This is a genomic window from uncultured Mucilaginibacter sp. (genome assembly GCF_903893715.1).
GTDB lineage: Bacteria > Bacteroidota > Bacteroidia > Sphingobacteriales > Sphingobacteriaceae > Mucilaginibacter.
In genome coordinates this window covers 58,582-82,770 of record NZ_CAITNG010000024.1, presented here as the reverse complement: position 1 = coordinate 82,770, position 24,189 = coordinate 58,582, and the positions used below count along the sequence as shown (strand labels likewise).

General features: G+C 42.8%; 25 protein-coding genes. 11 read left to right on the top strand and 14 right to left on the bottom strand.

The window, feature by feature from the left end:
* Window position 1: 1 nt before the first annotated feature.
* Window positions 2–1,798: a DNA polymerase III subunit gamma/tau gene (locus QZX97_RS03000; protein ID WP_295653499.1), complete on the bottom strand. Its 1,797-nt coding sequence runs from the start codon at window positions 1,796–1,798 to the stop codon at window positions 2–4.
* Between the two features lie 90 nt (window positions 1,799–1,888).
* On the bottom strand, window positions 1,889–2,587 hold the full coding sequence (locus tag QZX97_RS02995; protein ID WP_295653497.1) for a hypothetical protein: 699 nt from the start codon (window positions 2,585–2,587) through the stop codon (window positions 1,889–1,891).
* A 164-nt stretch (window positions 2,588–2,751) separates the two neighbouring features.
* Here QZX97_RS02995 and QZX97_RS02990 point away from each other — a divergent pair, with 164 nt between their 5' ends.
* Both QZX97_RS02990 and QZX97_RS02985 read left to right on the top strand, forming a co-directional pair.
* Complete coding sequence (locus QZX97_RS02990; RefSeq protein ID WP_295653495.1) at window positions 2,752–4,263, top strand: hypothetical protein; 1,512 nt, start codon at window positions 2,752–2,754, stop codon at window positions 4,261–4,263.
* A gap of 3 nt (window positions 4,264–4,266) precedes the next feature.
* On the top strand, window positions 4,267–4,821 hold the full coding sequence (locus QZX97_RS02985; protein ID WP_295653493.1) for a hypothetical protein: 555 nt from the start codon (window positions 4,267–4,269) through the stop codon (window positions 4,819–4,821).
* Window positions 4,822–4,869: 48 nt separating this feature from the next.
* Here QZX97_RS02985 and QZX97_RS02980 read toward each other — a convergent pair whose 3' ends face one another.
* Entirely contained in the window at window positions 4,870–5,571 is a 702-nt protein-coding gene (locus QZX97_RS02980) for a hypothetical protein (RefSeq protein ID WP_295653492.1), read from the bottom strand.
* A 544-nt stretch (window positions 5,572–6,115) separates the two neighbouring features.
* Here QZX97_RS02980 and rpsF point away from each other — a divergent pair.
* The 5 genes from rpsF (at window position 6,116) to QZX97_RS02955 (ending at window position 8,492) form a co-directional block, all read left to right on the top strand.
* On the top strand, window positions 6,116–6,481 hold the full coding sequence (rpsF, locus tag QZX97_RS02975) for a 30S ribosomal protein S6 (protein ID WP_295653490.1): 366 nt from the start codon (window positions 6,116–6,118) through the stop codon (window positions 6,479–6,481).
* Complete coding sequence (gene rpsR, locus QZX97_RS02970) at window positions 6,481–6,744, top strand: 30S ribosomal protein S18 (protein WP_295653488.1); 264 nt, start codon at window positions 6,481–6,483, stop codon at window positions 6,742–6,744. Before rpsF ends, rpsR begins: the two co-directional genes overlap by 1 nt.
* A 16-nt stretch (window positions 6,745–6,760) precedes the next feature.
* The gene (rplI, locus tag QZX97_RS02965) at window positions 6,761–7,204 is read left to right on the top strand and encodes a 50S ribosomal protein L9 (protein WP_295653486.1); all 444 of its coding nucleotides are present in this window, start codon (window positions 6,761–6,763) and stop codon (window positions 7,202–7,204) included.
* A 75-nt stretch (window positions 7,205–7,279) separates the two neighbouring features.
* Complete coding sequence (gene mtgA / locus QZX97_RS02960; RefSeq protein WP_295664152.1) at window positions 7,280–8,005, top strand: monofunctional biosynthetic peptidoglycan transglycosylase; 726 nt, start codon at window positions 7,280–7,282, stop codon at window positions 8,003–8,005.
* Between the two features lie 58 nt (window positions 8,006–8,063).
* On the top strand, window positions 8,064–8,492 hold the full coding sequence (locus tag QZX97_RS02955) for a hypothetical protein (RefSeq protein WP_295653483.1): 429 nt from the start codon (window positions 8,064–8,066) through the stop codon (window positions 8,490–8,492).
* Window positions 8,493–8,542: 50 nt separating this feature from the next.
* Here the strand turns inward: QZX97_RS02955 and QZX97_RS02950 are convergent, their stop codons facing one another.
* Together QZX97_RS02950 and QZX97_RS02945 are read right to left on the bottom strand one after the other, a co-directional pair.
* The gene (locus QZX97_RS02950) at window positions 8,543–9,160 is read right to left on the bottom strand and encodes a DUF1801 domain-containing protein (RefSeq protein ID WP_295653481.1); all 618 of its coding nucleotides are present in this window, start codon (window positions 9,158–9,160) and stop codon (window positions 8,543–8,545) included.
* A 96-nt stretch (window positions 9,161–9,256) separates the two neighbouring features.
* Entirely contained in the window at window positions 9,257–9,970 is a 714-nt protein-coding gene (locus tag QZX97_RS02945; protein ID WP_295653479.1) for an endonuclease/exonuclease/phosphatase family protein, read from the bottom strand.
* A 169-nt stretch (window positions 9,971–10,139) separates the two neighbouring features.
* Here QZX97_RS02945 and QZX97_RS02940 point away from each other — a divergent pair, with 169 nt between their 5' ends.
* Genes QZX97_RS02940 through QZX97_RS02930 form a run of 3 tightly spaced genes read left to right on the top strand, consistent with a single transcriptional unit; the run spans window position 10,140 to window position 13,124 of the window.
* On the top strand, window positions 10,140–11,495 hold the full coding sequence (locus tag QZX97_RS02940; protein ID WP_295653477.1) for an oligosaccharide flippase family protein: 1,356 nt from the start codon (window positions 10,140–10,142) through the stop codon (window positions 11,493–11,495).
* An 11-nt stretch (window positions 11,496–11,506) separates the two neighbouring features.
* The gene (locus tag QZX97_RS02935) at window positions 11,507–12,010 is read left to right on the top strand and encodes a GNAT family N-acetyltransferase (RefSeq protein WP_295653475.1); all 504 of its coding nucleotides are present in this window, start codon (window positions 11,507–11,509) and stop codon (window positions 12,008–12,010) included.
* 46 nt (window positions 12,011–12,056) lie between these two features.
* Window positions 12,057–13,124, top strand: coding sequence for an alpha/beta hydrolase-fold protein (locus QZX97_RS02930; RefSeq protein WP_295664149.1), 1,068 nt, complete (start codon window positions 12,057–12,059; stop codon window positions 13,122–13,124).
* A 76-nt stretch (window positions 13,125–13,200) separates the two neighbouring features.
* Here QZX97_RS02930 and QZX97_RS02925 read toward each other — a convergent pair whose 3' ends face one another.
* The 9 genes from QZX97_RS02925 to QZX97_RS02885 form a co-directional block, all read right to left on the bottom strand.
* On the bottom strand, window positions 13,201–14,904 hold the full coding sequence (locus QZX97_RS02925; protein WP_295653472.1) for a DUF262 domain-containing HNH endonuclease family protein: 1,704 nt from the start codon (window positions 14,902–14,904) through the stop codon (window positions 13,201–13,203).
* A 97-nt stretch (window positions 14,905–15,001) separates the two neighbouring features.
* Window positions 15,002–15,883 (bottom strand): ATP synthase F1 subunit gamma, encoded by an 882-nt coding sequence (atpG, locus tag QZX97_RS02920; RefSeq protein ID WP_295653470.1) that lies wholly within the window; start codon window positions 15,881–15,883, stop codon window positions 15,002–15,004.
* A 146-nt stretch (window positions 15,884–16,029) separates the two neighbouring features.
* Window positions 16,030–17,601 carry a F0F1 ATP synthase subunit alpha gene (gene atpA, locus QZX97_RS02915; protein WP_295653469.1) on the bottom strand — a complete coding sequence of 524 codons (1,572 nt, stop codon included), beginning with the start codon at window positions 17,599–17,601 and terminating at the stop codon, window positions 16,030–16,032.
* Between the two features lie 28 nt (window positions 17,602–17,629).
* A complete protein-coding gene (atpH, locus tag QZX97_RS02910) occupies window positions 17,630–18,178 on the bottom strand; it encodes an ATP synthase F1 subunit delta (RefSeq protein WP_295653468.1) in 549 nt (182 codons plus the stop codon).
* An 80-nt stretch (window positions 18,179–18,258) separates the two neighbouring features.
* On the bottom strand, window positions 18,259–18,771 hold the full coding sequence (gene atpF / locus QZX97_RS02905) for a F0F1 ATP synthase subunit B (protein WP_295664146.1): 513 nt from the start codon (window positions 18,769–18,771) through the stop codon (window positions 18,259–18,261).
* A gap of 76 nt (window positions 18,772–18,847) precedes the next feature.
* Window positions 18,848–19,054: an ATP synthase F0 subunit C gene (gene atpE, locus QZX97_RS02900; RefSeq protein ID WP_295653465.1), complete on the bottom strand. Its 207-nt coding sequence runs from the start codon at window positions 19,052–19,054 to the stop codon at window positions 18,848–18,850.
* A gap of 39 nt (window positions 19,055–19,093) precedes the next feature.
* On the bottom strand, window positions 19,094–20,269 hold the full coding sequence (gene atpB, locus QZX97_RS02895; protein WP_295653464.1) for a F0F1 ATP synthase subunit A: 1,176 nt from the start codon (window positions 20,267–20,269) through the stop codon (window positions 19,094–19,096).
* Between the two features lie 19 nt (window positions 20,270–20,288).
* On the bottom strand, window positions 20,289–20,672 hold the full coding sequence (locus QZX97_RS02890; protein WP_295653463.1) for a hypothetical protein: 384 nt from the start codon (window positions 20,670–20,672) through the stop codon (window positions 20,289–20,291).
* Window positions 20,669–20,902, bottom strand: coding sequence for an AtpZ/AtpI family protein (locus QZX97_RS02885; RefSeq protein WP_295653462.1), 234 nt, complete (start codon window positions 20,900–20,902; stop codon window positions 20,669–20,671). Before QZX97_RS02885 ends, QZX97_RS02890 begins: the two co-directional genes overlap by 4 nt.
* 547 nt (window positions 20,903–21,449) lie before the next feature.
* Here QZX97_RS02885 and QZX97_RS02880 point away from each other — a divergent pair.
* Window positions 21,450–24,188, top strand: coding sequence for a hypothetical protein (locus QZX97_RS02880; protein WP_295653461.1), 2,739 nt, complete (start codon window positions 21,450–21,452; stop codon window positions 24,186–24,188).
* Window position 24,189: the final 1 nt, after the last annotated feature.

Sequence of the window (24,189 nt, the reverse complement as noted above, 5' to 3'; positions counted from 1 at the left end):
CCTACTCCAGCTCCAAATTAAACCGTTTCCTTAATTCGGCCAGTTCGGGGTTTTTGGTTGCCATATGTTGGAATTTTTCGGAAGCGGTATAAGGGCGCTTGGCTACTGTCGACTCCTCAATACGGGTATTCACTTCGATGTCGAAATTTTTGAGCGTGGTGCGTAAGTGGTTCAGCAGGTTATGCTTGTCATCGCGAAAGGCCAGCTCCTGAGCTTTGGTGGTAACAATAATTTCGTACAAGCAATTTCCCAAGGCTTTTGGCGCGTCGGCGGTAAAAATGCTCAGCAAATTCATTTTGCCTTCTTTTTTTATGATGGCGGCATATTGGTGCCAGCATTCCATAAAAGCTTCTTCGGTAAATTGTTCCTTATCAACACCCCTGATGTAAGGGTCTTCTTCTTCCTCTTTTTGGATAACCTTACCGATATCTTTTAACGACGGTATTTTTACCGAAGTGGAAGCGATATTTAAATTAGGTACAAATGCAATTAATTTGGGTGTCTGAACCGGTTCGGCTACGGCAGCATTCACCGGTGCTTGCGGCTTTGGCTGCTCGGCTATCTGCACCCCGTTTGTTTTAGGATGTTCGGGTTGGGTGGTATGATACGGTACTTCGGGCTCGGTTACTATTACGGGCTCAGGTTTTTTTTTTACCTGCCCTTCGGGCTGGTTGGTATTAAGTGGTGTGGTTGCGAGGCTGAGCGCCGAACTGATATGGCACATTTTGAGCAGCGCGAGTTCTACCTGCAAACGCTGGTTTTTGCTTAGCTTATAGTTCAGGTCGCACTGGTTGGCAATGTTCATGGCCGATAGCAGGAACGATACCGATGCCGCTTTACTTTGTTCCAGGTATTTCCGGCGGATGCCTTCACTTACTTCCAGCAGTTTCAGTGTTTCGGTATCCTTACCCACCAGCAAATTGCGGAAGTGCTCGGTAAGGCCGGATATAAAGTGGCTGCCATCAAAACCGTGCGACAATATCTCGTCAAACAACAACAGCGTTGCGGCGGTATCCTCGTTCAGCAGGCTTTGGGTGGCGTTAAAGTAATAGTCGTAGTCTAAAATATTCAGGTTATCGATAACCGAACGGTAGGTTACGTTGCCGCCCGAAAAGTTGACTATCTGGTCGAACATGCTCAAAGCATCACGCAAGCCGCCATCCGCTTTTTGGGCGATGATGTGCAAGCCATCGTCCTCGTACTTTATTTCCTCTTTTTGCGCGATGGTGGCCAGATGATTGGCCATATCCTCTACCCGTATCCGGTTAAAATCGAATATCTGGCAGCGCGACAATATAGTGGGCAGTATTTTATGTTTTTCGGTGGTGGCCAGTATAAATATGGCGTAGGGCGGTGGTTCTTCCAGCGTTTTTAAAAAAGCGTTAAAAGCTGCCTGCGACAGCATGTGCACTTCGTCGATAATATATATCTTGTATTTGCCGGCACCGGGCGGTATGCGCACCTGTTCTATCAGGCTGCGGATATCTTCGACCGAATTGTTCGATGCCGCATCCAGTTCATGCACATTGAAGGAGTTGCCCCGCGCAAAGGCCTTGCACGAATCGCACTCGCCGCAGGCTTCCACATGGGCCTGCAAATTGGTGCAGTTGATGGTTTTGGCCAGTATGCGCGCGCAGGTGGTTTTACCCACCCCCCGCGGACCGCAGAACAAAAATGCCTGCGCCAGCTGGTTATTTTTTATGGCGTTTTTTAACGTGTTGGTGATATGTTGCTGGCCCACAACGGTATCGAAGGTAACCGGGCGGTATTTACGGGCCGAAACAATAAAATTATCCATCGCAACTAAATTATAAATATTGCGGGGTATGTGCAAGGGGGAAATTTAAGGATTGTCATTTGAATTATGCCAACTACTCAAAATCTTTTATCAAAAAAACTTCGTCTTGGTTTTTACATATACGTTTGAACCTACAGGTTTACCATTTTGGGTTGCAGGAATAAATAATTTATCATCGTCGCTTAGCTTATCCAATTGAATTTCGTACAGTTTTTTAAAATTTTTGCTTATTACTAATAGTTGCCACCGGGTTAAAATTCCATCAGCACCAACATTTAATATATGGGTACAAATGTATTCTTTTGACATCCCTTCATTATGCATGTCCTTAATAAACTGGTCAATGCGTGCGTCTATAAGAAACCAATAACCGTAAAAGTTGCCGCCTAATTTTATAGGATAAGTCAATGAATCGGTATCGCTGATTTTTGTGTCAAACTCAAACCGGGCAAATGAAGTATCTGGTTTTCGTGCAAAAATAACTTTGTTATTGGTATAATCATAAGCCTGATCTATAATACCTTTAATACTATTATACCGCCATGTACCAACCTTCACACCATGATCATAGCGACCACTGGCTACAAGAATCTTTTCATGAAAAAAGGCTTGGAATAACCCCTGATTAACTTTTTTATCGGCCTTTAATACCGTAAACTTTTCTTGGATGTCGGTGGATGGGTTATTTGTACGTGTGACCGTTTCGGGCCCGGCATTGGCCGTGGTGTCCTGCGCGTAGCAAAATCCGGTAAAGGTAATCAGCAATAAGGTTAAGAAAGTATGTTTCATGGTTAAAGCGCGGTCAGTTTTAAAATGTATCTTGAACAGGCGGTTAAATTACGCATTTTGGAAAATAAAATATACCCGTGAAAACACCGTATAAAATACCGTGTTTTCACCTATTGCAAAGCCGGATATATCACGATATATTTAGCAATATTAAAAACACCCTTATGAAAAAAAGTTACACTAACCGGCTGTTAATTAAAGTATTTGGATTATTGTTATTAATTATCACTGCTTTTATAGTAAATAGCTGCAGGAAAAACAATTCCGTTTCGCCAGAGACCAACATCGGTAACGATATAGACCTGGCTGCCCTGCAAAAAATTTATACTAACGATTCCGTGCCCGGCAACGTATTAGTGACCGATAAGAGTACTTTGATACAAACGAGGGACGTTATTTGGGGCAAGATTTATTTTTTGCAACGCGCCAAAAGCAGGGTGTTGGAATTTGACATCAATAAGGATAATAATCTTTGGACATTAGGGGCGGCCCCATCGTTGACAAAAAACAAAACCAGCGCTGTTTTTTTGGAGTTTAACGATGGCAGCCGGTTAAATTTTTATATGAAAGTTATTGAAAACCTACAGGATTCTACCAGCAGTTCGGTTATACCTTATGTTCATTACAACAACATACCTGCAAATTTTAGCGGGCAGGTAATGTTTTATACGTTGAACAGGCAATTTATTAACGGGTATAATTATGTTAATGGTAAAATAAAAGGATATTATACACCGAACAAGTCAACAACATCAGGTAATGGGAACATACAATCCATCAATCCTAAATTAGCAACTTTGATATATGAGACAGATTGTTTTGTGGGCTATACATATGGGTATAATATAGACGATAATGGTGTCTATCATGTAAGCCCCCTTCGCGATGTTACTGTAACTTGCTACAGTTTTTCATACGATGATGGTACTGGCGACGATAATACTAATAATGGCCCCGTTACCGGAGACCCGAGTACTGGCGGAGACCCCGGAGATGGCAATACGCAACCGCCGCCTTGTAACCCACCGGTACCGACAGACACCACCACAACAAATACAACACCGCCATCAACTTCACCTTATCCAAATGTGATACATGGGCATGCGGTAGTACAGAGTCTCGCAGGGTGCCCGCCTGCGGATGCGACGCCACCTCCACCTGTTGGTTTTCGACCTTTATGTAAAAGTAGTATCGTGTTGACTTTTTCCTCGAGTAATAGTAGCGAAGTCAATTTGACTGGCGTTCAATTTGGGATTACCGATTTACCACATTTCCCTTTTTATCAAACACAAACTAATGTGATTGTTTTTAATTTGTATATTAGTATCCCAAACAACATTATTGATCCTACGAATCCGTCTAACTTAGTAACCATAACGCCAAGTATGCAAAAAGAATTTATTTATCAAGCTTATCATTATGCAAGCGCACAAATAAATTTAATTCATGGACAAGACTTTTTTTTAGCGGGAGCACAACCTGTATATTCATCACTATATGCAACTTTGGTAATGTTTTATTTAAATAACATTGCTTTACAAGGCATGTTTCCCGCATTCGAGAACGCAAACCCTGGATTAATACCGTCATTAGGTGCACGAGCGAGTACATTAATTAACCCATTAAAAGCAACTCCGGCGGTATATACTACAGCAGCATCTGGTGAAGGATGTTAATATATGATGATAGAAGAATATTTTAAACTTGTTTACAACTACTATCCAAAAAATCTTTTTGTTTCTGATTTAGGCTATCCTTATACCGAGGAAATGGCTAGATATTTTAAATTAGAAAGTAGGGCAAAAGAGAACAACGGATCATTTAAAAAAACAATTGAATCTTTGTCTTTAGAATTTAATTGTTTGGTTATGGACAACTCCTTTTGTGGTGCTTTTGACTTATCCTACAGAGCTATATTCTACATACCGAAAAACCTAAATATCACTCGATTTACACGATGTGTAATTAATATTGGTGTTTTAGCAAAATACTATTGCGTTTATTTAACCCAAGCTTATGCAAACGGGAAAAATACTTTTTATGATAGAACGGTGAATGAAAATGAGCAGGGCTTTGTAAATAAGGTTTCTTTGATAATTCAAGAAAATTTTCCTGATTATAGGCCATTTCCTATAGAAAAATCTAATGTAAAAATTCCAAATATTTATTCAGCTAAAAGACCCGGCGAGTTTGCAACCCTTTTTGAGTGCTTAATGACAGACTATATTTTATAGTTAATTAATGATGATTAATGTAATTTGTTTATTTACTTGCACCACCCATCAAAAATACACCTGCATATAAATATCTACATACACCTTTGCCGGTATGGGTTTGCCGTTCTGTGTTGCAGCTACGAACAGCTTATCATCATCGGACAGTTTATCCATCGGCACTTCGTACAGTTTTTTAAAATTGCCGTTTGTTGCCAAAAGCTGCCAGCGGGTTAGCATGCCATCGGGGCTTACACTTAATATATTGGTACATCTAAATTTCCCCGGCAAATGGGAATCGTGCATATCCTGCGAAAATGGCACAACAGTTTCATTATAAACAAACTGATACCCATAAAAAGCACCGCCTATTTTTATAGGATAGGTAAGCTTATCGGTATCATTTATTTTTGTATCAAAATCAAACTTAAACCATGCGGTGTCGGGTGCTGTTACGTATATCAGTTTTCTATTGGTATAATCATACACTTGGTCTAAGGTGCCCTGCGTATTATTGTAGCGCCATTTGCCCATTTTCTTCCCATCTTCATATTTCCCACTGGCTACCAAAATAGCATCATTAAAAAAAGCTTGAAACAAGCCTTGTTTTGTTTTTTTATCGGCTTTGAGCACGCTAAATTTCTCAATTATCTTTTCGAATGGCTTATTGGTACGTGTAACCGTTTCTGGTTCAGCATGGGTTGTGGTATCCTGCGCATGGCAAAAACACATTACCTGCATCAGCAGCAAACATAACAAACAGCGCTTCATGAGTCTAACATAAGAAAATACCAAAAATCAAACAATTCCGGGCGTTAATATACGTATTTATACTTACGTAAAAATACGGTGAAAACACCGTACAAATTCAGTGTTTTCACCTATAGGAATGTCGATTTAGCCGTTATACCTTTGACTTAAACAAAGACGCAGTTATAATTAATTACGGGGAAAATGATTAATCCATAACTCTTTGTTAAACAGGTGTGTTTAGGCGGTGAGGCTCCAAAAGCTTCGCCGCTTTTTTTTGCGCCGTTGACTCACCCGGTCGTGGCTACGCCCGACCACCCTCTCTTCCGCTGCGCGGTAAAGAGGGTGTTGAAGAGGGTGATTTGTTTTCTTTACCCTCTTTGCGGCTTGCCGCAGAGAGGGTCGGCCAGCGCAGCGCAGTCGGGGTGAGTCAACAGGCTGCTTTTTCAAGGCTCCTACCTTGCTGTAAATCATTTATTTAAAAGGCTTTGATTGTTTTAAATAAATCCCTACATTTGCGTCCCGCTTTTAAGGCGGTAAAAACATTAAAAAAAAACAATTTTAAATGCAACAGTACGAAACAGTGATCATTCTGACCCCGTTGTTGTCGGTAGAAACTGCGAAAGAGGCCGTAGCCAAATTCACCAAGATTCTGACCGATAACGGAGCCGAAATTATCCAGGAGGATAATTGGGGTTTGAGAAAACTAGCGTACCCTATTGAAAAGAAAACAACAGGGTATTATCACCTAACTGAATTTAAGGCACCGGGTGAGCTTATCAACAAATTGGAAGTTGAATACCGCCGTGATGAGCGCGTAATGCGTTTTCTGACGATATCGTTAGACAAACATGCTACCGCTTATAACGACAAAAAACGCAGCGGTGCTTTTAACCAGAAAAAAACTAAAACCGAGGAGGTAGCAGCATAATGGCAAAAGATCAAATCCAATACGTTACTGCCCTCAAAGTGGAGGATAACCGTAAAAAATACTGCCGTTTTAAAAAGAACGGGATAAAGTATATCGATTACAAAGACGCTAACTTTTTATTGAAGTTTATTAACGACCAGGGTAAATTATTACCACGCCGTTTAACAGGTACTTCGTTAAAATTCCAGCGCAAAGTGGCACAAGCCGTTAAACGCTCACGCCACATTGGTTTATTACCTTATGTTACTGATTCTTTAAAATAAGCAGGAGGATAAACACATGGAAGTTATTTTAAAACAAGACATCAAAAACCTCGGCGAAAAAGACGATGTGGTAAAAGTAAAGCCGGGTTACGGCCGTAACTTTTTGATCCCGCAAGGGTTTGCCGCATTGGCTACGGTTTCTGCACGTAAGGTATTGGCCGAGAACCTGAAACAGGCCCAGTTTAAACAAGAAAAAATACGCAAGGATGCCGACGCTATTGCCGCACGTTTAGAAGGTATTGTACTTTCTATCGGTGCCAAAGCAGGCGAAACCGGTAAAATTTTCGGTGCCATCAACACGATCCAGATAGCTGATGCATTGAAGAAAGAAGGTTTCGATGTCGACCGTCGCCGTATTACTTTTGACGCAGAACCTAAGTTTGTTGGCGATTATACAGCGAATTTAAACCTGCATAAAGAAGTGAAAGTTAAAGTTCCGTTTACTGTAGTTGCCGAGTAAGGCCCACTTTAAACAGGAAACAAATTATACAAGGTGTTTGGCGAAAGCTAAGCACCTTTTTTTATTTTTGTTGAAATGGCTAAAACAAAAAAGAGCAGTGCGAAAACAAAAAGAGGTGGCATATGGAGCCGCGTACTCCGCATACTAAAATTCTCGGTATTGCTTTTTGTGGGACTGAGCATTTTTGGCGTTATACTGCTACGTTTTGTAAACCCGCCCTTTACCTGGCTAATGGTAATGCGGGGCTTTGAACGCAAAAGTGATGGCAAGGATTGGAAGATCGACAAAAAGTGGATCAGCTTTGATGACATTGCCGACCCGATGAAGCGTGCCGCCGTTGCCGCCGAAGACCAAACCTTTTTAGAGAACCACGGTTTTGATTTTAAGGCCATGGAAAAAGCCATCGACAAAAATCAACATAGCCACAAATTAGTTGGAGGCAGCACCATTACCCAGCAAACTGCCAAAAATGTTTTCCTGTGGCCGGGGCGAAACATCATACGCAAAGCCTTCGAAGCCTGGTTTACTTTGCTGATAAACATCCTTTGGAGCAAAGAGCGCATAATGGAAGTTTACCTGAACGAAATAGAGATGGGCGATGGCATTTATGGTGTGGAAGCCGCATCGCAGGCCTATTTTCATAAATCGGCAGCAAACCTCAATAGCTCGCAGGCAGCGCTGATCGCCGCATGCTGGCCCAACCCGCGCAAGTGGTCGCCGGCCAACCCAACCGATTATATCCAGCACCGCAAATACCTCATCATGAAAAACATGAGAAGATTGGGGCCGATGGATTTTTAACCCCCTGGCCCCCTAAACAGGGAAGAATAGTTTGATATATTTTAAATTGCAAGATTAAATGTCAAAATACCCAAAAGTCAAAGATGTAACCCTTGTAGGCACTTATCCAGGGCTTACTAAGTCCGGTGGGGGTTTCGTCTGGGATGAAGTTTTAGAGTACCGCGTTTGGTGTCACCCACCAGCCGGAGCTCCTGAAAGTGAAGAAGGAGATAGCAGCGACTATTACTATTATTTTGATAATTATGAAGAAGCACTTGAGTTTTCGGAAGAAAATCCGGGAACCGAAGAACCCTTAGCGCTCATCCTGCAAATGGAATATATAAATGAGCCTAAACCCGGAAAATACGTTCACATGAAAGAGGAAAGAATAACAGAATGGCCTGTTGAATTTCTTAATTGCCCGAAAAGAACTCCAAATACTATCCCTGATTTTTTCTCACCCACTGCTCCAAGTAACAGGCTGGATATTTTACGAGGCTTAGTATAAGACCTGTATCAAATATTGAATTCTTGTTCCCCCTTTAGGGGGTTAGGGGGCTACTGATACTTCCAATGCCTGCTCTTCCCTTCGCTTATCCATTCCAACGCCTGTTCCATACGTTTTTGCTTGGTGGCTTCGCTTTTGGCATCCACAAACCACTCGATATATTCCTTTTTCTTTGAGGGGCTAAACTCTTCGAAATGCATTTTTGCCATGGAATTGCCTTCCAACATGGTGTTAAACTCGGGCGGCATCACCAGGGCCGGTTTGGCTACTGCCGGTTTTGGATTAACACGTAATGTCACTTTAACACCGTTTTCATTCAGCACAACGGCTTCTTTGATGTAGGCGATTAGTATTTCATCCGATGGAAGGTCGGCGAGTGTATATATTTTTCCCAGACTACCGGCCGCCGCGTCATCTCCTTTGGCAATAACTTTATGTTCGTCCTTTAGCATAGCGGCTTTCCAAAAACCAAAGCTGGCATGCTCTTTAAAGGCGGCCATATTGCACAAAGTACCTTTATAATCAAAAAACGGGAAGCCCCATTTTATAGTCTCCACAACATCCGGGCAGGCCTGGTGCACAAGTTCGCGCAGGTGCGTTAAAACGGGTTTTGCAAAATCGCCCGACTTGGCGATATAGGCATCAATACTTGGGTCGGTATTTTCCATTAAGCTAAATTAACAAATAGATAAAAATATTTTACACAACATCGGCAAAGACTTTTTTTGTAGCTACTAACCATCATCAGTTGTGCCAGAGATGGATTACCCACCAAACTGCACCACCAAAGGCTGATGGTCGCTTAGTGTGCACCAATCATCGTGGCTGCCTATTTCAACATTGGTTAGCTTTTGGATAAAATCGGCAGAGGCGAAACAGTAATCGAGGTGGTAGGGTTTATCCGGATGCCGGTACAGGGAAAAGGTGGAGTGCTGCTCGGTGCCATGTGTTTGGCTGTGGTGATGATGGTATACGCTGGCAATGCCTTTTTTTGCGAGGGTTTTTACCACATCGGTATGGTTGCCGATGCGACGGGGCTTGTCCCAAATGGTATTGCTGTTAAAATCGCCGGCAAGGATGGTGCGTTCGTTACGGATAAGCCTTTTATAGTGAGCCAATGCCTTCCATATCTGGCCCACATATTGGTGTTCGGGTTCCTGCGGGTTGTTGGCCCATATCGCGAAAAGTGTAAAATCTATATCACCGCCGGTAACCGCTACAGGCAAGATGGTTTTGAAAGCCGGATTATGCGCTTTTAACAATCGCAACTTATGGTTGCCGTACGAAATAACGCCAAGACCTTTATTCTGGTTGCTGCCGTACCAAATCATGTCAGTCGGTTGCGGCATACCTTTAGGGAAAATGAGTTTTTCGGGGCTTTCGCATTCGGGGATAATGAGGATATCTGGCTGGTATTGCAGTATGGCCTGCGCCTTTTTCCGAAAGGCCATGTTACAGTTCCAGGTGATCATCTTCATAAGGATAAAGCTACACCGTTTTGAACTGATATTTTTCCTGCTATCAACTTTATTGGGATGGAGGCATTATTGCCGATATAGCCGCTAAAGGCGCCCACAAAGGAATTGTAAATAATTCATATCATTTTTAGCAGAAATATCGTATATATGCCAAACCAGAACTATAAGCATGCCATTCCCTAAGTTGTCAAGTCTCAAGAACAAGCATATCCTTGCGTTGATTGGCAATATCGTTATCGCGGGTTTTGGTATACTCACCATTGCGCTGTTAGCTCGGGTAATGAGCAAGGACGATATGGGCGTATACTTTTTCTTCTTTATCGTATACAATCTGGCCGACGCGATACGCAACGGACTGCTGACCACTGCCACCATCAAATTTTACGCGGGCGCTGCTCCCGAAAGAGCGCAGGCAGTGTTGGGCTCGGTTTGGTATTTGGCCCTGGGTTTAACTGTTGCCATGTTATTGATAAACCTCGGTGCCGTGCCTTTTATGCACACCATCGACAACGACGAGGTGGTGATTGTTATCCAATGGTTTGGGCTCACCGTGCTAAGCTCGTTACCGTTCAATATCACGTTTTGGATTATGGTGGCCGATGAGGATTACGTCAGCATACTTTGGTTGCGGCTGGTCAATAGCGGCAGTACCATAACCTGTTTTGCTGTGTTGGCATTGCTGCACAAAGCCAGCTTGTTCAACGTGCTGTTTGCCAATTTTGCAACTAATTGCGTTACCAGTATCATTTGTATGGTAATGGGTTATTCAAAGGTAAACCTGCTGTTCAAACGCACGAAGGAAGTGGTTGCAGAGTTGTTCGCGTTTGGCAAATTCAGCTTATCGAGCACGGTAAGTTCGTATTTTTTGGGTGCGGCCAACGGGTTTATTGTGAACGGTATGCTTGGAGCCGCTGCGCTGGCCGTGTTCAGCATCCCCAACAGGTTGATGGAAATTGTTGAGATACCCTTGCGCAGTTTTACGGGTACGGGCATGTCGGCAATGGCAACGGCGTATAACAACAACAATATGTACCATTTAACCTTTGTGAGCAAAAAATACTCGGGCATGTTGACGCTGGTATTTATACCGGTGGCCATCATTACGTTTTTTTGTGCCGACCTGGGTATCTGGATACTGGGCGGGAAACAGTATTTGGGCACTGCAGCGCCCAACATACTGCGGTTGATGATGTTTGTGGCCATATTATACCCGATAGACCGCTTTAACGGCATTACGCTCGATATTATCAACCAGCCCAAAATCAATGTTTATAAGGTTATCATTATGGGCGCGGTAAATATTGTGGTAGCGCTTGTGGCCATATCGCTGTTGAAGAATGTTTATGGTGTGGTTATCGCCACTTTTTCTACGACGATAGCGGGGCTGTTGTTTGGCTATCATCATTTGCGCAAGCATTTGAAATACACCATAAAGGATATATTGGGTTTGGGGTATGTGGAGCTAAGGAATTTTTTTAACGAACGGATTTTGAAAAAGCCACCGGTTAATCCACCTGTGCAATAACACCTCATTTTATGCTTATCCGAAAAGCGAGCTTGAACGATGTACCCGCCATTATGCAGGTTGTACGCCATATTGTCCCATTGATGCAGGCAGATGGTAATTTTCAGTGGAGCGACAGTTATCCCAATACCGAAGTTTTTGAGAAGGATATCGCCCTCGACCAGCTTTGGGTGGCCGAAGTAGATAAGGAGATTGCAGGGGTAATTGCTATTACTACCGACCAATCGCCGGAGTACGCTGATGTGGGCTGGGATATTACCGAAACCACCATTGTAACACACCGTTTGGCGGTGGATACTAAATTTCGGGGGATGGGCATTGCGGCCGCATTGCTGCAACAAGCCGAACAGGTTGCGACAGAGCGTGGCATAAGCATCCTGAGTATCGATACCAATATAAAAAACAAGGCCACACAAGCGCTTTTCCCAAAAATGGGTTATGTGTTTGCGGGCGAGATAGGTTTGGCTTTCAGGCCGGGGCTAAGCTTTTATTGTTACGAAAAGCGTTTGGCATAAGTACCTGTTTTTTTTCCTAATTTGGACGATCCAATTACTGCTTATTATGAAACAGGTACCAAAAGCCGTTAAGGTGTTTTTTAAGTTATTAACGGCACTCCTTTTACTTTTTAGCCTATCATCTGTTCATGCGCAAACCCAGGCGGCCTTAAAAGGCTCGGTTGAGCGTATCAGGGTACATGGCAAAAGCTTGGAAGGCAACCTGCTTGGAGATTCAGCCGACCGCTATGTTTCCATCTACCTGCCGCCGGGTTACCGTAGCAATACCAAAAAGCATTACCCGGTGGTTTACTTTCTGCATGGCTTTACCGATGATGATGCCAAGTTTTACGGTTTCGCGAAGCATTGGACCAATCTGCCGCCCATATTCGACAGGGTAATGAGCGCGGGCGGGTCGGCCGAGATGATCATCGTTACACCCAATGCCTATAACAAGTTCTTCGGCTGTATGTACTCCAACTCGGTAACTACCGGCGATTGGGAGGACTTTGTGTCCAAAGACCTCGTATCGTACATCGACACGCATTACCGCACCATACCCAAGGCCGAAAGCCGTGGACTGGCCGGCCACTCGATGGGCGGTTATGGCACCATGCGGATAGGGGAGCGGCACCCGGAGGTGTTCTCGAGCATATACCTGTTGAGCCCAAGCTCGCTGTTGGCGGGCAATACCAACCTGTCGGACCCGAAGTTTCTGGCCGATACCACCTTTAGCTATGCCGCTTTTTTGAAAGCCGGTTTCAATATCAAGTATATGTATGCCTGCGCGGCGGCATGGTCGCCAAACCCCAACAAGCCGCCATTGTATTTTGATATGCCTGTTGGCGATAAGCAAGCCATGATACTACAAAAATGGGCCGCCAATATGCCCTTAACCACCATCGATCAATACGTCCGCAACCTGCGGCAACTGCATGCCATCGCCTTTGATGCCGGCTCAAAAGATGAGAACATCGCGGCAAGCTTAAAAGTGTTAGACGCGGAGCTGAACAAATACAACATTGCGCATAGCTTTGAGATATACGACGGTACGCATACCAGCCGCATAGCCGAGCGTATCGAAACCAAGATGCTGAAGTTCTTTTCGGATAATTTAGTGGGGGAAGGGAAGTAGTATTAGGTAAGTTAAAGCGGCACTTTAATAAATTAGAATAAAGGTTTTTGATGGCTGGTTTTTTGGCAATTATATCTTATTTGGCATCTGCATATGGTACCCGCCAACATGCTGTAGCCCATCTTGACATTTCTTGTTGCCTAAGGTCAAGCGTAGTAGGTGTCCACTCATCAACTAATATTTTCTTACTAATCATATACTGACTTTTTGCATAGGATATTTTTTTTGTTTCAAGAAGAGAATCTCCGCACTCGTTATTAAGATGATCCTCTAACAAAGTATAGTTCCCTAAACGATATATATATGCTTCTTGTAAAACGGGAGGGAAATATTTATCCCACTGTACCGGCGGGTTTTCAGGCAAAATATGTTCTATAGTAGCTGGATTATATTCAAAATCATTATCCCCACCTTGTTGAAGATGGTTCTCAATTTCAAAAAGAATATAGCGGACTAATTTTTTATCACGTCCATATGAATACAAAGTAATTGTAGAGAAGTCATTTTTGAAATCATTATCACTCACATATAATGATTTGATTTCATTAAATACTTGCGATGTATTTTGGATTAAGTTGTTAAATATTTTTACGGAAACCATATTGTATAAATCTTCCATGGCATTGGCCTGACGACTTCCTATGATATTGTATCTAAAAGATACTACTGATATTAATCTAAGGAGTTTATCGTATTCTGTGTCAATGAATTTATCTCTCGCGACCATTAATAGTGGAAGTTGTTGCTTTACACCAAATAACTTTATTTCTCTTATTCTTTTAAAGCGTTCCCTATTACCTTGCCATTCAGGATTAGATGGGTCTTGTAAAGCTATATACAGACCAGAAGATCTTTCCAATTGTTCCAGTAGTTCGAAAACCTGTACATTACTTTGGATGTTTCCTCTTATAATTTTAAAAAGCTGTTCTTGCCTTACGATCGGGTTGCGTGATATCCAGTAATGTCTTAAAAAAGTCGGGAACTTATTTAAACCAATAGATGTTGCTATTTTTTTCCAAATATCCTTTGCTACTCTAATATCAGCTTCGGACAATAGTGAAAATAGATAATTTTTAAGTAAATCGGTTACTGTCAAATCTACACCACGATAATTCAGCGTTTCAAATAAAGTGTATGCGCTAAGTTCGTCTTCAACCTCGATTTTTATAAACATCATTTTATCTCCTATAGTTTTACTTAAGAAATTTGCCAGTTTTTCGCCGTCAGCATCAATAAAATGTGTCTTGATTTTATTATATAAATACATAAAAGAATCCCACATTAATTTATCTGATTCAGGAAGTGTTCTTTCGTTTACCGGAGGCTGCAGTTGCAATAATCTGCTTTGATAAAAACTATCATTATTTTCATTTAAAAATAGTTTACTGGAATAAAGTAGTGAGCCGGGATCTCTTTGTCCCAAAAAACCTCTTCTTAATTCCATAATTCTTTCCTGATTTCCAGAACTATCGATATTATTATCAATTAAATCCTGAATATTTTTTAAAACAGCTAAAGCTAAAATACTTAATGTTGTAAATCGTTGTTGACCGTCTATAACAAGGAAATTCTTTTCTCCTTTTTTTTGTAATACCACAGCACCCATATAATGGTCCCTACCCGTATCAATTATTACTTTTATGTCTTCCCACAAATCAATTAAATTATCCTCCCTCCAAGAATAATCTCTCTGAAATGTAGGAACACGATATGTCACACCATTTCCAAACAGGCCATTAAGACTCGTTGTGCTTGGGGTCATCAAATTTTTTTCAGCCATAAGTAATTAAATTCAAAAATGAACTTATAACAAATATAGTCATCATAAAACAAAAAAGCCCTGCATAGCAGGGCTTTGTAAATAGGTTTATTACTTCTTAACTCGATAACGCAGCCGCTCCGCTCACAATTTCCGAAAGTTCGGTAGTGATGGCTGCCTGGCGGGCCTGGTTGTAGCTTAATTTTAAAGCGTTCAACAAGTCGCCTGCGTTTTCGGTGGCTTTATCCATGGCCGTCATACGGGCGCCATGCTCTGAGGCATGCGAATCCAACACGGCACGGTATAATTGTATTTTGATGTTCTTTGGTATCAATTGGTCAACAATTTCCTCTTGCGATGGCTCCAGGATATAGTCGACATTTGATGCTGATGCACCGGCTTTCTTTTCTGCTTTAGGCACGGGCAGCAATTGCTCCACATTGATAAACTGCATGGCAGCGTTCTTAAAGTGGTTATAAACAACTTCAACACGGTCAAATTCACCTTTTAAAAAACCCGTCATAATGGCTTCGGTAACTGCCGAAACATTTTCGAAAGTTAATGCAGCAAACAGCTCGTTGTTATTGCCGATCACATTGAATTTACGGCGGGTATAAAACTCCTGCGATTTTTTACCGATGGCTACGATAGAAACATTGCCCGCTTTTAGCTGGTTATTGTATTTTTCGGAGATCAGCACGTTGGCGGCTTTAATGGCATTCGCGTTGAACGCGCCTGCCAAACCACGGTTCGAGGTTACCACTACAACCAACACCTTATTAGGCTCGCGCTCCTGCAAAAAGGGCGATGAACCTTCCTCTAAACTGGCCGACAGGTTACTCAATATGTCGTTCAGTTTATTGGCGTAAGGCCTTAGCTGCACAATAGCATCCGTAGCACGCTTCAGCTTAGCCGCCGAAACCATTTTCATAGCCTTGGTGATCTGCTGTGTCGACTTTACCGATGCGATCCGGTTTCTTACTTCTTTTAAGTTTGCCATTCTTTTTTTGGTATTGAGTATTGCGATATGCGTATTGCGAATTATCGCTTTACATTACCACTAACACACATTACTATATTTGGCTTAAGTGTATCGCATATTACAACTTATCATCGCAATACGCAATACGCTCTACGCACATCTATTTAATATTTTCCAGTCAATTCTTTCGCCACAGTTTCCAGTGTGCTTATCGCATCATCCAGTTTGCCTGCTTTTAAGCTTGCTAAAGCTTCAGGGAAACGTTGTTCCAATTGGCTCAAATACTCAGCTTCAAATTCCCTAACCTTGTTTACAGGTACGTTACGCATCAGATTTTTTGTACCGATGTATAATATTGCTACCTGTTTTTCAACGGTCATTGGCGAAAACTGTCCTTGTTTCAATACTTCCACGTTACGAGCACCTTTATCCAACACAGTTTTGGTTGAAGCATCCAGGTCCGACCCGAATTTTGAGAAAGCCTCTAACTCGCGATATTGTGCCTGATCCAATTTCAAGGTACCTGCAACTTTCTTCATCGATTTAATTTGCGCGTTACCACCCACACGCGATACCGAGATACCTACGTTAATGGCCGGGCGAACACCCGCGTTGAACAAGTTCGATTCCAAAAATATCTGACCATCGGTAATCGAGATTACGTTGGTTGGGATATAGGCCGATACGTCGCCGGCTTGTGTTTCGATGATAGGCAGTGCGGTTAACGAACCACCACCTTTAACCATACCTTTGATAGATTCAGGAAGGTCGTTCATCGCTTGTGCGATGGTATCAGATGCGTTGATTTTTGCCGCACGCTCTAACAGACGGCTGTGCAGGTAAAACACGTCGCCGGGATAAGCTTCACGGCCCGGTGGGCGGCGTAACAGCAGCGACACTTCGCGGTACGCAACAGCCTGTTTCGACAAATCATCATAAACAATCAAAGCAGGGCGTCCGGTATCACGGAAAAACTCTCCGATGGCGGCACCGGCAAATGGCGCGAAGAACTGCATTGGAGCAGGCTCCGATGCTGAAGCAGCCACAATAATAGAGTATGGCAATGCGCCATTTTCTTCCAAAGTACGCAACACGTTAGCAACGGTCGAGTTTTTTTGGCCGATGGCTACATATATACAATAAACCGGTTTACCGGCTTCGTAAAATTCTTTTTGGTTGATGATGGTATCGATACAAACAGCCGATTTACCGGTCTGCCTGTCGCCGATAACCAACTCACGCTGGCCACGGCCGATCGGGATCATCGCGTCGATCGCTTTGATACCTGTTTGCAAAGGCTCGGTAACCGGCTGACGGAAAATTACACCCGGGGCTTTACGCTCCAACGGCATTTCGTAAGTAGTGCCTGTAATAGGCCCTTTACCATCAATTGGCTCGCCCAGAGTGTTTACCACACGGCCAAGCATGCCTTCGCCAACTTTTATCGAGGCAATTTTGCTGGTGCGTTTTACGGTATCACCTTCTTTAACAGCGTCCGACGGGCCTAACAATACCACGCCCACGTTGTCTTCTTCAAGGTTCAATACAATGCCCTGCAGGTTGTTGTCAAAATCAACAAGCTCGCCCGACTGTACTTTTGTTAAGCCGTAAACGCGGGCTATACCGTCGCCAACCTGTAGCACGGTACCTACTTCTTCCAATTCAGATGCTGACTTAAAGCCCGACAATTGCTGACGCAAAATTGCCGATACTTCGTCTGGTCTTACCTCTACCATTTTAAATTTATTTAGAGTTTTGTTTTAATTATTCAATTACTTTTTGTGCAAACTCGCTTTTCAGTTTCTTCAGCGCGTTGGCTATGCTGGTATCTACCTGCCTGTCGCCAACGGTCAAAACAAAGCCGCCGATCAAACTTGGATCTACTTTGGTTTGCAGTATAATGTTGCCGCCTATTTCTTTTTGGATCAGGGCGGCAATTTTTGCTTTGTTTTCTTCGGATAAGGCTGTTGCCGATGTAACAGAAGCCTTAACAATGTTCTTTTTAACGTTGTACTGGTTGATAAACTCCTGTGCGGTATAGTACAATACCTCGCCGCGGCTTTTATCTATCATCAGGTTAAAAAATAGTTGGGTGGCCTTGTTCACCTTACCGGTAAATAAGGCATCCAATATTTTTTTCTTCTTATCGTGCGGGATGATCGGGTTGCGCAAAACCGCTTGTAGCTCGCTGCTGGCCTTCAATGTTTGCACAAATAATTCCATATCGCCCTTCACCGCCTCCAGCGACTTTTGCTCTTCGGCAAGATCGATCAGCGATTTAGCGTACCTGGCTCCTACGGTTAATTCAGACATATTTCTTATGTGAGTGGTGAGTGGTGAATAGTGAGTAAGTGAGCGTCCACTCACTTACTCACAATTCACTGCTCACTATCCTAATTTAATTTCACTTGTTTTAACAAATCGGCAACCAACGCGTCCTGTTTGCCTTTATCTTCAAATTGTTTTTGCAATATTTTTTCGGCTATTTCGATAGAAAGGCTTGCCACCTGGTCTTTTACCAGCGCAAGCGCGATAGCGGTTTGGCTATCAATTTCCACGCGCGCTTTTTCTATCATGCGGGCACCTTCTTTGGCAGCGGTCTCTTTAGCATCGCTAACAATTTGGTCCTTCATCTTTTTAGCTTCGCGCAAAATGTTATCGCGTTCAATACGGGCTTCCTTTAACAAAGCTTCGTTTTCGCCGGTTAAACGTGCCATTTCTTCTTTGGCGGCTTCGGCTCTTGCTAAGGCGTCTTCAATAGATTGTTCACGTTCAGTTAAGGCCGCCAAAATTGGTTTCCATGCAAATGCCCGCAACAGCACGAACAAGATACCGAACGCAACTACTGCCCAAATGAACAATCCCGGGTCGGGACTAACCAACGGATTTACTGATAATACTATCATATAATTAAATAATCAATGTCAAAAAAAACAAAAACAAGGCTGCGGCCAATCGCCTGCAACCCTGTTTTAAATTTAGTTACTTGGTTAAGAAAGCAACAACCACAGCGAACAATGCAACAGCTTCAACGAATGCAGCTGCGATAAGCATTGCAGTTTGAATTTTGTTTGCAGCCTCAGGTTGACGGGCCATGCCCTCCATAGCTTTTCCACCAATTTGTCCGATACCGATACCTGCTCCAATAGCAGCTAAACCAGCACCAATTCCAGCAATACTTCCAGTCATTTTAGTAATTATTAATATATGTGTAAAAAAAATTCAAAATTAATGATGCTCTTCAGCGTGATGTTCTTCTATCGCCATACCTATAAACAAGGCCGACAGAATTGTAAATATAAAGGCTTGCAAAAAACCTACCAAAAGCTCGATCAAACTGATAAACAGTACGAACGGTATAGCAAAAGCCGATACATATACTGATTTTAAGATAATGATCAACGAAATCAAACTCAATATCAGGATGTGGCCCGCTGTAATATTGGCGAACAAACGTATCATTAAGGCAATTGGCTTGGTAAAAATACCAATAAACTCTACTAATGGCATTAATGGAACAGGAAATTTTAACCACCATGGCACGCCGGGCGTATTAAAAATGTGTTTCCAGTAGCTTTTGTTGCCACTAAATGTGGTGATAAAAAACGTGCACAATGCCAGCATACAGGTTATCGCTATGTTGCCCGTAAGGTTGGTGCCACCCGGAAATATCGGTATCAAGCCCAAAAGGTTGTTTATCCAAACAAAAAAGAATACGGTAAGCAGGTAAGGCATATACTTAGCATACTTGTGACCGAGTTGTGGTATGGCTATATCGTCGCGAACGAACAATATAAAAGGCTCTAAGGCCGATTGCATCCCTTTTGGCGCTTTGCCGGTTCTTTTTTTGTATGTAGCCGCAATGTTCAAAAAAATGATGAGCAACAAGGCAACAGAGATGAATAGCGCCAGCACATTTTTGGTAATCGATACATCCAATGGCTTATCATTGATGGGTATATTGTTCTCGTCAACTTTAACGTAGCTGCCATCGGCATATTTAGTTGCTGACGGATAATAGTATTTCCCTTCAAAGTTGACCATCGACTGGCCTTTCACCGTAAATATGGAATCACCATGCTGGTCAGCGTCGTGTTTGTTTGATAAAAAGGTAACAAAACCATTTTTGGTATACAAAATTACAGGTAATGGGATAGCTACTTTATTTTCGCCTTCTCCCCAAAAATGCCACTCGTGCGAGTCGCCAATGTGGTGCAATATAGTGGCAGAAATGTCTTCTTCTTTTTCGGCCTTAATACCTGCTTTTGCTGTATCTGAAACGGTGGTTTTAGCGTCTTTTAGAGTATCAATAGCCTTCGCATTGTTCAAAGCGAGTATAAAAAAAAGCGTAAAAAGTGCTATCGCTCTAAAAAATTTTGAAGTAAAATGGCGTTTATTGTTCATTCTTGCAAGAAAACTACTTTCAATTTTGGTTGCGCAAGTTAATCAACAAACAATAAATTTCAAACACCGAGTTGAATAAATATAGATAAAAAAAGTTAATCAAAAAATTACCCCCATTTACGTCTATTTCAGAGGTATAAATAAAGATTACAATCATCCACAAAAGGAACTTTAACATGGTGCCGCCCAAAAAAGTTTTTACCAGGCCCGTACCACTGCTTATGATACCCAAATGGTTAAGTAAATGGATTACCAGGTTAACAATGGCGAACAAACCAAAAAACTGCCAGAAGTAAGGGATAAGCAGGTCGCGATGGGCAAAAAAGACCTGCGCCACGATCGGTGGTATGGCCAGTAGTATATTAAATACGATGAAATATCGGTAGTATAGTGCTAACTTCATTTAGTAAGTTGTTTTATGGTGGTGTAGATGGAAAGGCACACACCCACCAGGCACAATAAAGCGGTGGCGTATGGAATGGTATTGCCCATGTGCTTGTCGATCTCGTATCCCCCGAAGGCAAAGACAGCTATAATGGCTACCATCTGGAAAACCACCGCGCTGTATTTAGCATAGTTATTTGCTGAGTTGTTAGCGTCGCCGCCTTTATCTTGGTTTTCAGAATTTTCCATCGGGCAAAATTATCCAAATATTTTTAATATGGGATGTAAGACATGGGTATTTATGGGTATCCCCAAAATGTGCAAATAAGTAAATGTGCATATATGCAAATGCTTCTTCCTTTTTACACTTTGCGCATGGCGCTATACGCTTTGCGAAACACATGGGTATTTATTGAGTACCCACAAAAACACATCTACATTTTTCAAAGAACAGGGTGGTATCCAAATAGCTACTGAGAAGGAGTTATTTTTTATACTTTCTTCTTAATCGCTGTGCGCTCTGCACTATGCGCTTTGCTCTTAATACAAAAACACAAAAATTAAGCGTTATAGGCCAGTCGCATCAGCGCAATCAAAAAAATCATCACAAACATTTTATATCAGCGGTCAAACAAATAATTAATAAAATACCTTTGTAAAGCGTTATAATTGTTTAATCGAAAAAACGGATTTGAAACTGTCATTACCAAAGCTTTTTACAAGGGTTAATCTATTCATAACGTGCCTGTTAATTGCCGGCTGTACTTTCGAAAAAGAGAGCAGGTTCAACCGCTCTATGCAAAATTTAACAGCGAGGTATAACATCCTGTTCAACGCCAACGATATGTTAAGGCAAAAACAGGTGAAATACGCCGACCTTTACCCCGATAATTATTCGAAGATATTAGACGTTTACCCCGATACTGCCGGTAAATCGTCCACCCCGGATAAAGACCTCGAGGCGGTCATCGTGCGCGGCAACAAGATTATCAGCGAGAAAGACCAAAGCCATTATATTGGCGATGCTTATTTGATTTTAGGAAAGGCCAATTTTTTGGAAGGTAAGTATTTTAACGCCACGGAATTTTTCAGTTATGTGGTACGCACCTTCCCGAAAGAAAAAAACCTGACACAGGATGCCTTGGTTTGGAAAGCGCGGAGTTTAATGCACACTAACGAATTAAACCTGGCCGACAGCGTATTGGATACCGCCATGATCCGCATCTTTCCGAAACAGGAAAACATTGCCGATGTATATGCCACCCGCCTGCAATACGATATTTATACTGAAAAATATACCGATGCCGAGCAGATGGCAAAGCAGGCCGTGCATTACACGCATGATACAGGCCACCGCCTGCGCTGGACCTTTATTTTGGCGCAGATACAGGAGTTGAACCACAAACTGCCCGAAGCGTATAAAAACTATAGCAGTGTTGAAAACAGCAACGCGCAATTCGAAATGTCGTTCAATGCCGGGCTTAACCGCATCAGGGTGCAGCAAAGCGAGGGCGGCCTGGCCATAAGCCGGATAGACCTATTGAAAAAGCTATTGAAAGATGATAAGAACGCCGATTTTATCGACCAGATATATTACCAGATAGCCGAAATTTACTACGAGCAAAAGAATATTACCGAGGCTATTAAGAATTATAATTTCTCCATCCGCAAAAGCACCCGGAACATGAACCAAAGGGGGCTTTCGTATTTGCGACTGGCCGAAATCAATTTTAATGTAAAGGCCGACTACAGTAAGGCCAAAAAATATTACGACAGCACGCTCAACAGTTTATCGCCCGGGTTCCCCGGCTATCAGGCCATCCTGAAAAAGGCCAATAACCTGCAGTTGCTTGCCGACAGGTTGCAGATCATATCCCGCGAGGACACCTTGCAAATGTTGGCCAAACTGGACGAAAAAGCGCGCGCGGCCAAAATAAAGCAATTGGCAGCAATAGCTATCGCGCAGCAGCAACAACAGCAACAAGCTTCTGCAGCTACCGCCTATGGTGGCGGTATCCCTGCCAATAACAACCAGCCCAGCCGCAATGCCGGGGCAGGTGGAAACAGTAACTTTTATTTTAACAACCCCGGTGCCATCAGTCAGGGCTATACCGATTTTAAAAGGGTTTGGGGCAACAGGCCCTTGACCGATAACTGGAGGATTAGTGTTAAGGCTGGCAGTGCGTCGGGCACCCAGCCATCGGCACCTGCGGGCCAGGGGCCTGGTGGTGTGGCATCGGGCAACCAGGCACAAAATAGCGCGGCCAATTCTGCCAGTCTAAAAATACAGCAGGACCTGCAGCAAAACATCCCGCTTACACCAGCGCAACTGGCACAATCGAACAACCGTATTTACAATGCCTACCTGGATATCGGCAATTTTTACCGCGACATAGTTGACGACAAAAAAGAAGCTATTGCCACTTACGAGTTATTGTTATCACGGTTCCCCAACAATGTGAACAAAGCCGTGTTGTACTATAACCTGTACCGCTTGTATAGCGATACCGACCCGGCGAAATCGGAAATCGATAAGAATATCATATTGAAGGATTACCCGGAATCTGATTTTGCCAAAATCATTCTCGACCCGGATTATACCAGGAAACTGAACGATAAGAACGCAGAATTCACCTTGTTTTACACCCGCCTGTTCGACCTGATTGCCAAACGCAAATATCCCGAGGCCGTTATTAAAGCCGACGAGCTTATCCGCTTATACCCCGCCAGTACCTTTTTGGCGCAAGTGTATTACCTGCGCGCGCTGGCATTGGGGCATGGCCAAACATTGGAGCCCTTTAAATTGGAGTTGGATACCATCATCCAAAAATTCCCGAACGATAGGTTGATAGCCCCACTGATCAAACAACATTTAACCTACATAGCCGATAACCGGACTGAGTTGGCAGCGAGACCGGTTATATTGGTAGATGGCGACTCAACCGAAGTGCCCTTTATGTTGCGCCAGCAAAAGTTTAACGATACGCCTTACTACCCCAACAATGTTGTGTACGCCAAACCACAAAATGCAATAGCGAAAACAACAAGCCCCGTTAAGCCGGCTAATGTTCCACCAGCCCCTGTTCCCGCAAAAACAGATTCGTCAAAATTGGGTGGCCCGCTTAAAAAGGACTCGCTGGCCAAAGGCACGCCAGCTAAACCCGATGCGCCGTCTATATTCTCGTTAAAGGACAGTACCAATTATTATTTTGTGGTTAACGTGAGCACCAATCGTGTAAACCTCGCGCCATCGCGCTTTGGGATCGGGCAGTTTAACCGGGCTAACTTTCAAAACAGTCCCATAAAACACCAGTTAAAAAACGTTGGGGCAAACCAATTGATTTATGTTGGCCGTTTTGGCAGCTTAATTGCAGCTAAGGCCTACGCACGGGCCATAGCGCCTTTATTGCCCGAGATAATGAACGTAACTGCAGATAAATACACATTTTTCATCATCACACAACAAAATCTGGATAAATTAGCGGACAAAACCACGCTGGACAGTTACTTTGATTTTTATCAAAAAAATTATTGAT

Bases quoted from the DNA above. Each gene is read 5' to 3' on its own strand.
- QZX97_RS02930 (WP_295664149.1), top strand. From the start codon at position 12,057: ATGAAACAGGTACCAAAAGCCGTTAAGGTGTTTTTTAAGTTATTAACG.
- rpsR (WP_295653488.1), top strand. From the start codon at position 6,481: ATGGCAAAAGATCAAATCCAATACGTTACTGCCCTCAAAGTGGAGGAT.
- mtgA (WP_295664152.1), top strand. From the start codon at position 7,280: ATGGCTAAAACAAAAAAGAGCAGTGCGAAAACAAAAAGAGGTGGCATA.
- QZX97_RS02945 (WP_295653479.1), bottom strand. From the start codon at position 9,970: ATGAAGATGATCACCTGGAACTGTAACATGGCCTTTCGGAAAAAGGCG.
- QZX97_RS02925 (WP_295653472.1), bottom strand. From the start codon at position 14,904: ATGGCTGAAAAAAATTTGATGACCCCAAGCACAACGAGTCTTAATGGC.
- QZX97_RS02955 (WP_295653483.1), top strand. From the start codon at position 8,064: ATGTCAAAATACCCAAAAGTCAAAGATGTAACCCTTGTAGGCACTTAT.
- QZX97_RS02890 (WP_295653463.1), bottom strand. From the start codon at position 20,672: ATGAAGTTAGCACTATACTACCGATATTTCATCGTATTTAATATACTA.
- QZX97_RS02935 (WP_295653475.1), top strand. From the start codon at position 11,507: ATGCTTATCCGAAAAGCGAGCTTGAACGATGTACCCGCCATTATGCAG.
- atpF (WP_295664146.1), bottom strand. From the start codon at position 18,771: ATGATAGTATTATCAGTAAATCCGTTGGTTAGTCCCGACCCGGGATTG.
- QZX97_RS02880 (WP_295653461.1), top strand. From the start codon at position 21,450: ATGCAAAATTTAACAGCGAGGTATAACATCCTGTTCAACGCCAACGAT.
- QZX97_RS02950 (WP_295653481.1), bottom strand. From the start codon at position 9,160: ATGGAAAATACCGACCCAAGTATTGATGCCTATATCGCCAAGTCGGGC.
- atpG (WP_295653470.1), bottom strand. From the start codon at position 15,883: ATGGCAAACTTAAAAGAAGTAAGAAACCGGATCGCATCGGTAAAGTCG.
- rpsF (WP_295653490.1), top strand. From the start codon at position 6,116: ATGCAACAGTACGAAACAGTGATCATTCTGACCCCGTTGTTGTCGGTA.
- QZX97_RS02980 (WP_295653492.1), bottom strand. From the start codon at position 5,571: ATGAAGCGCTGTTTGTTATGTTTGCTGCTGATGCAGGTAATGTGTTTT.
- atpB (WP_295653464.1), bottom strand. From the start codon at position 20,269: ATGAACAATAAACGCCATTTTACTTCAAAATTTTTTAGAGCGATAGCA.
- QZX97_RS03000 (WP_295653499.1), bottom strand. From the start codon at position 1,798: ATGGATAATTTTATTGTTTCGGCCCGTAAATACCGCCCGGTTACCTTC.
- QZX97_RS02940 (WP_295653477.1), top strand. From the start codon at position 10,140: ATGCCATTCCCTAAGTTGTCAAGTCTCAAGAACAAGCATATCCTTGCG.
- QZX97_RS02985 (WP_295653493.1), top strand. From the start codon at position 4,267: ATGATGATAGAAGAATATTTTAAACTTGTTTACAACTACTATCCAAAA.
- atpE (WP_295653465.1), bottom strand. From the start codon at position 19,054: ATGACTGGAAGTATTGCTGGAATTGGTGCTGGTTTAGCTGCTATTGGA.
- QZX97_RS02990 (WP_295653495.1), top strand. From the start codon at position 2,752: ATGAAAAAAAGTTACACTAACCGGCTGTTAATTAAAGTATTTGGATTA.
- rplI (WP_295653486.1), top strand. From the start codon at position 6,761: ATGGAAGTTATTTTAAAACAAGACATCAAAAACCTCGGCGAAAAAGAC.
- atpH (WP_295653468.1), bottom strand. From the start codon at position 18,178: ATGTCTGAATTAACCGTAGGAGCCAGGTACGCTAAATCGCTGATCGAT.
- atpA (WP_295653469.1), bottom strand. From the start codon at position 17,601: ATGGTAGAGGTAAGACCAGACGAAGTATCGGCAATTTTGCGTCAGCAA.
- QZX97_RS02885 (WP_295653462.1), bottom strand. From the start codon at position 20,902: ATGGAAAATTCTGAAAACCAAGATAAAGGCGGCGACGCTAACAACTCA.
- QZX97_RS02995 (WP_295653497.1), bottom strand. From the start codon at position 2,587: ATGAAACATACTTTCTTAACCTTATTGCTGATTACCTTTACCGGATTT.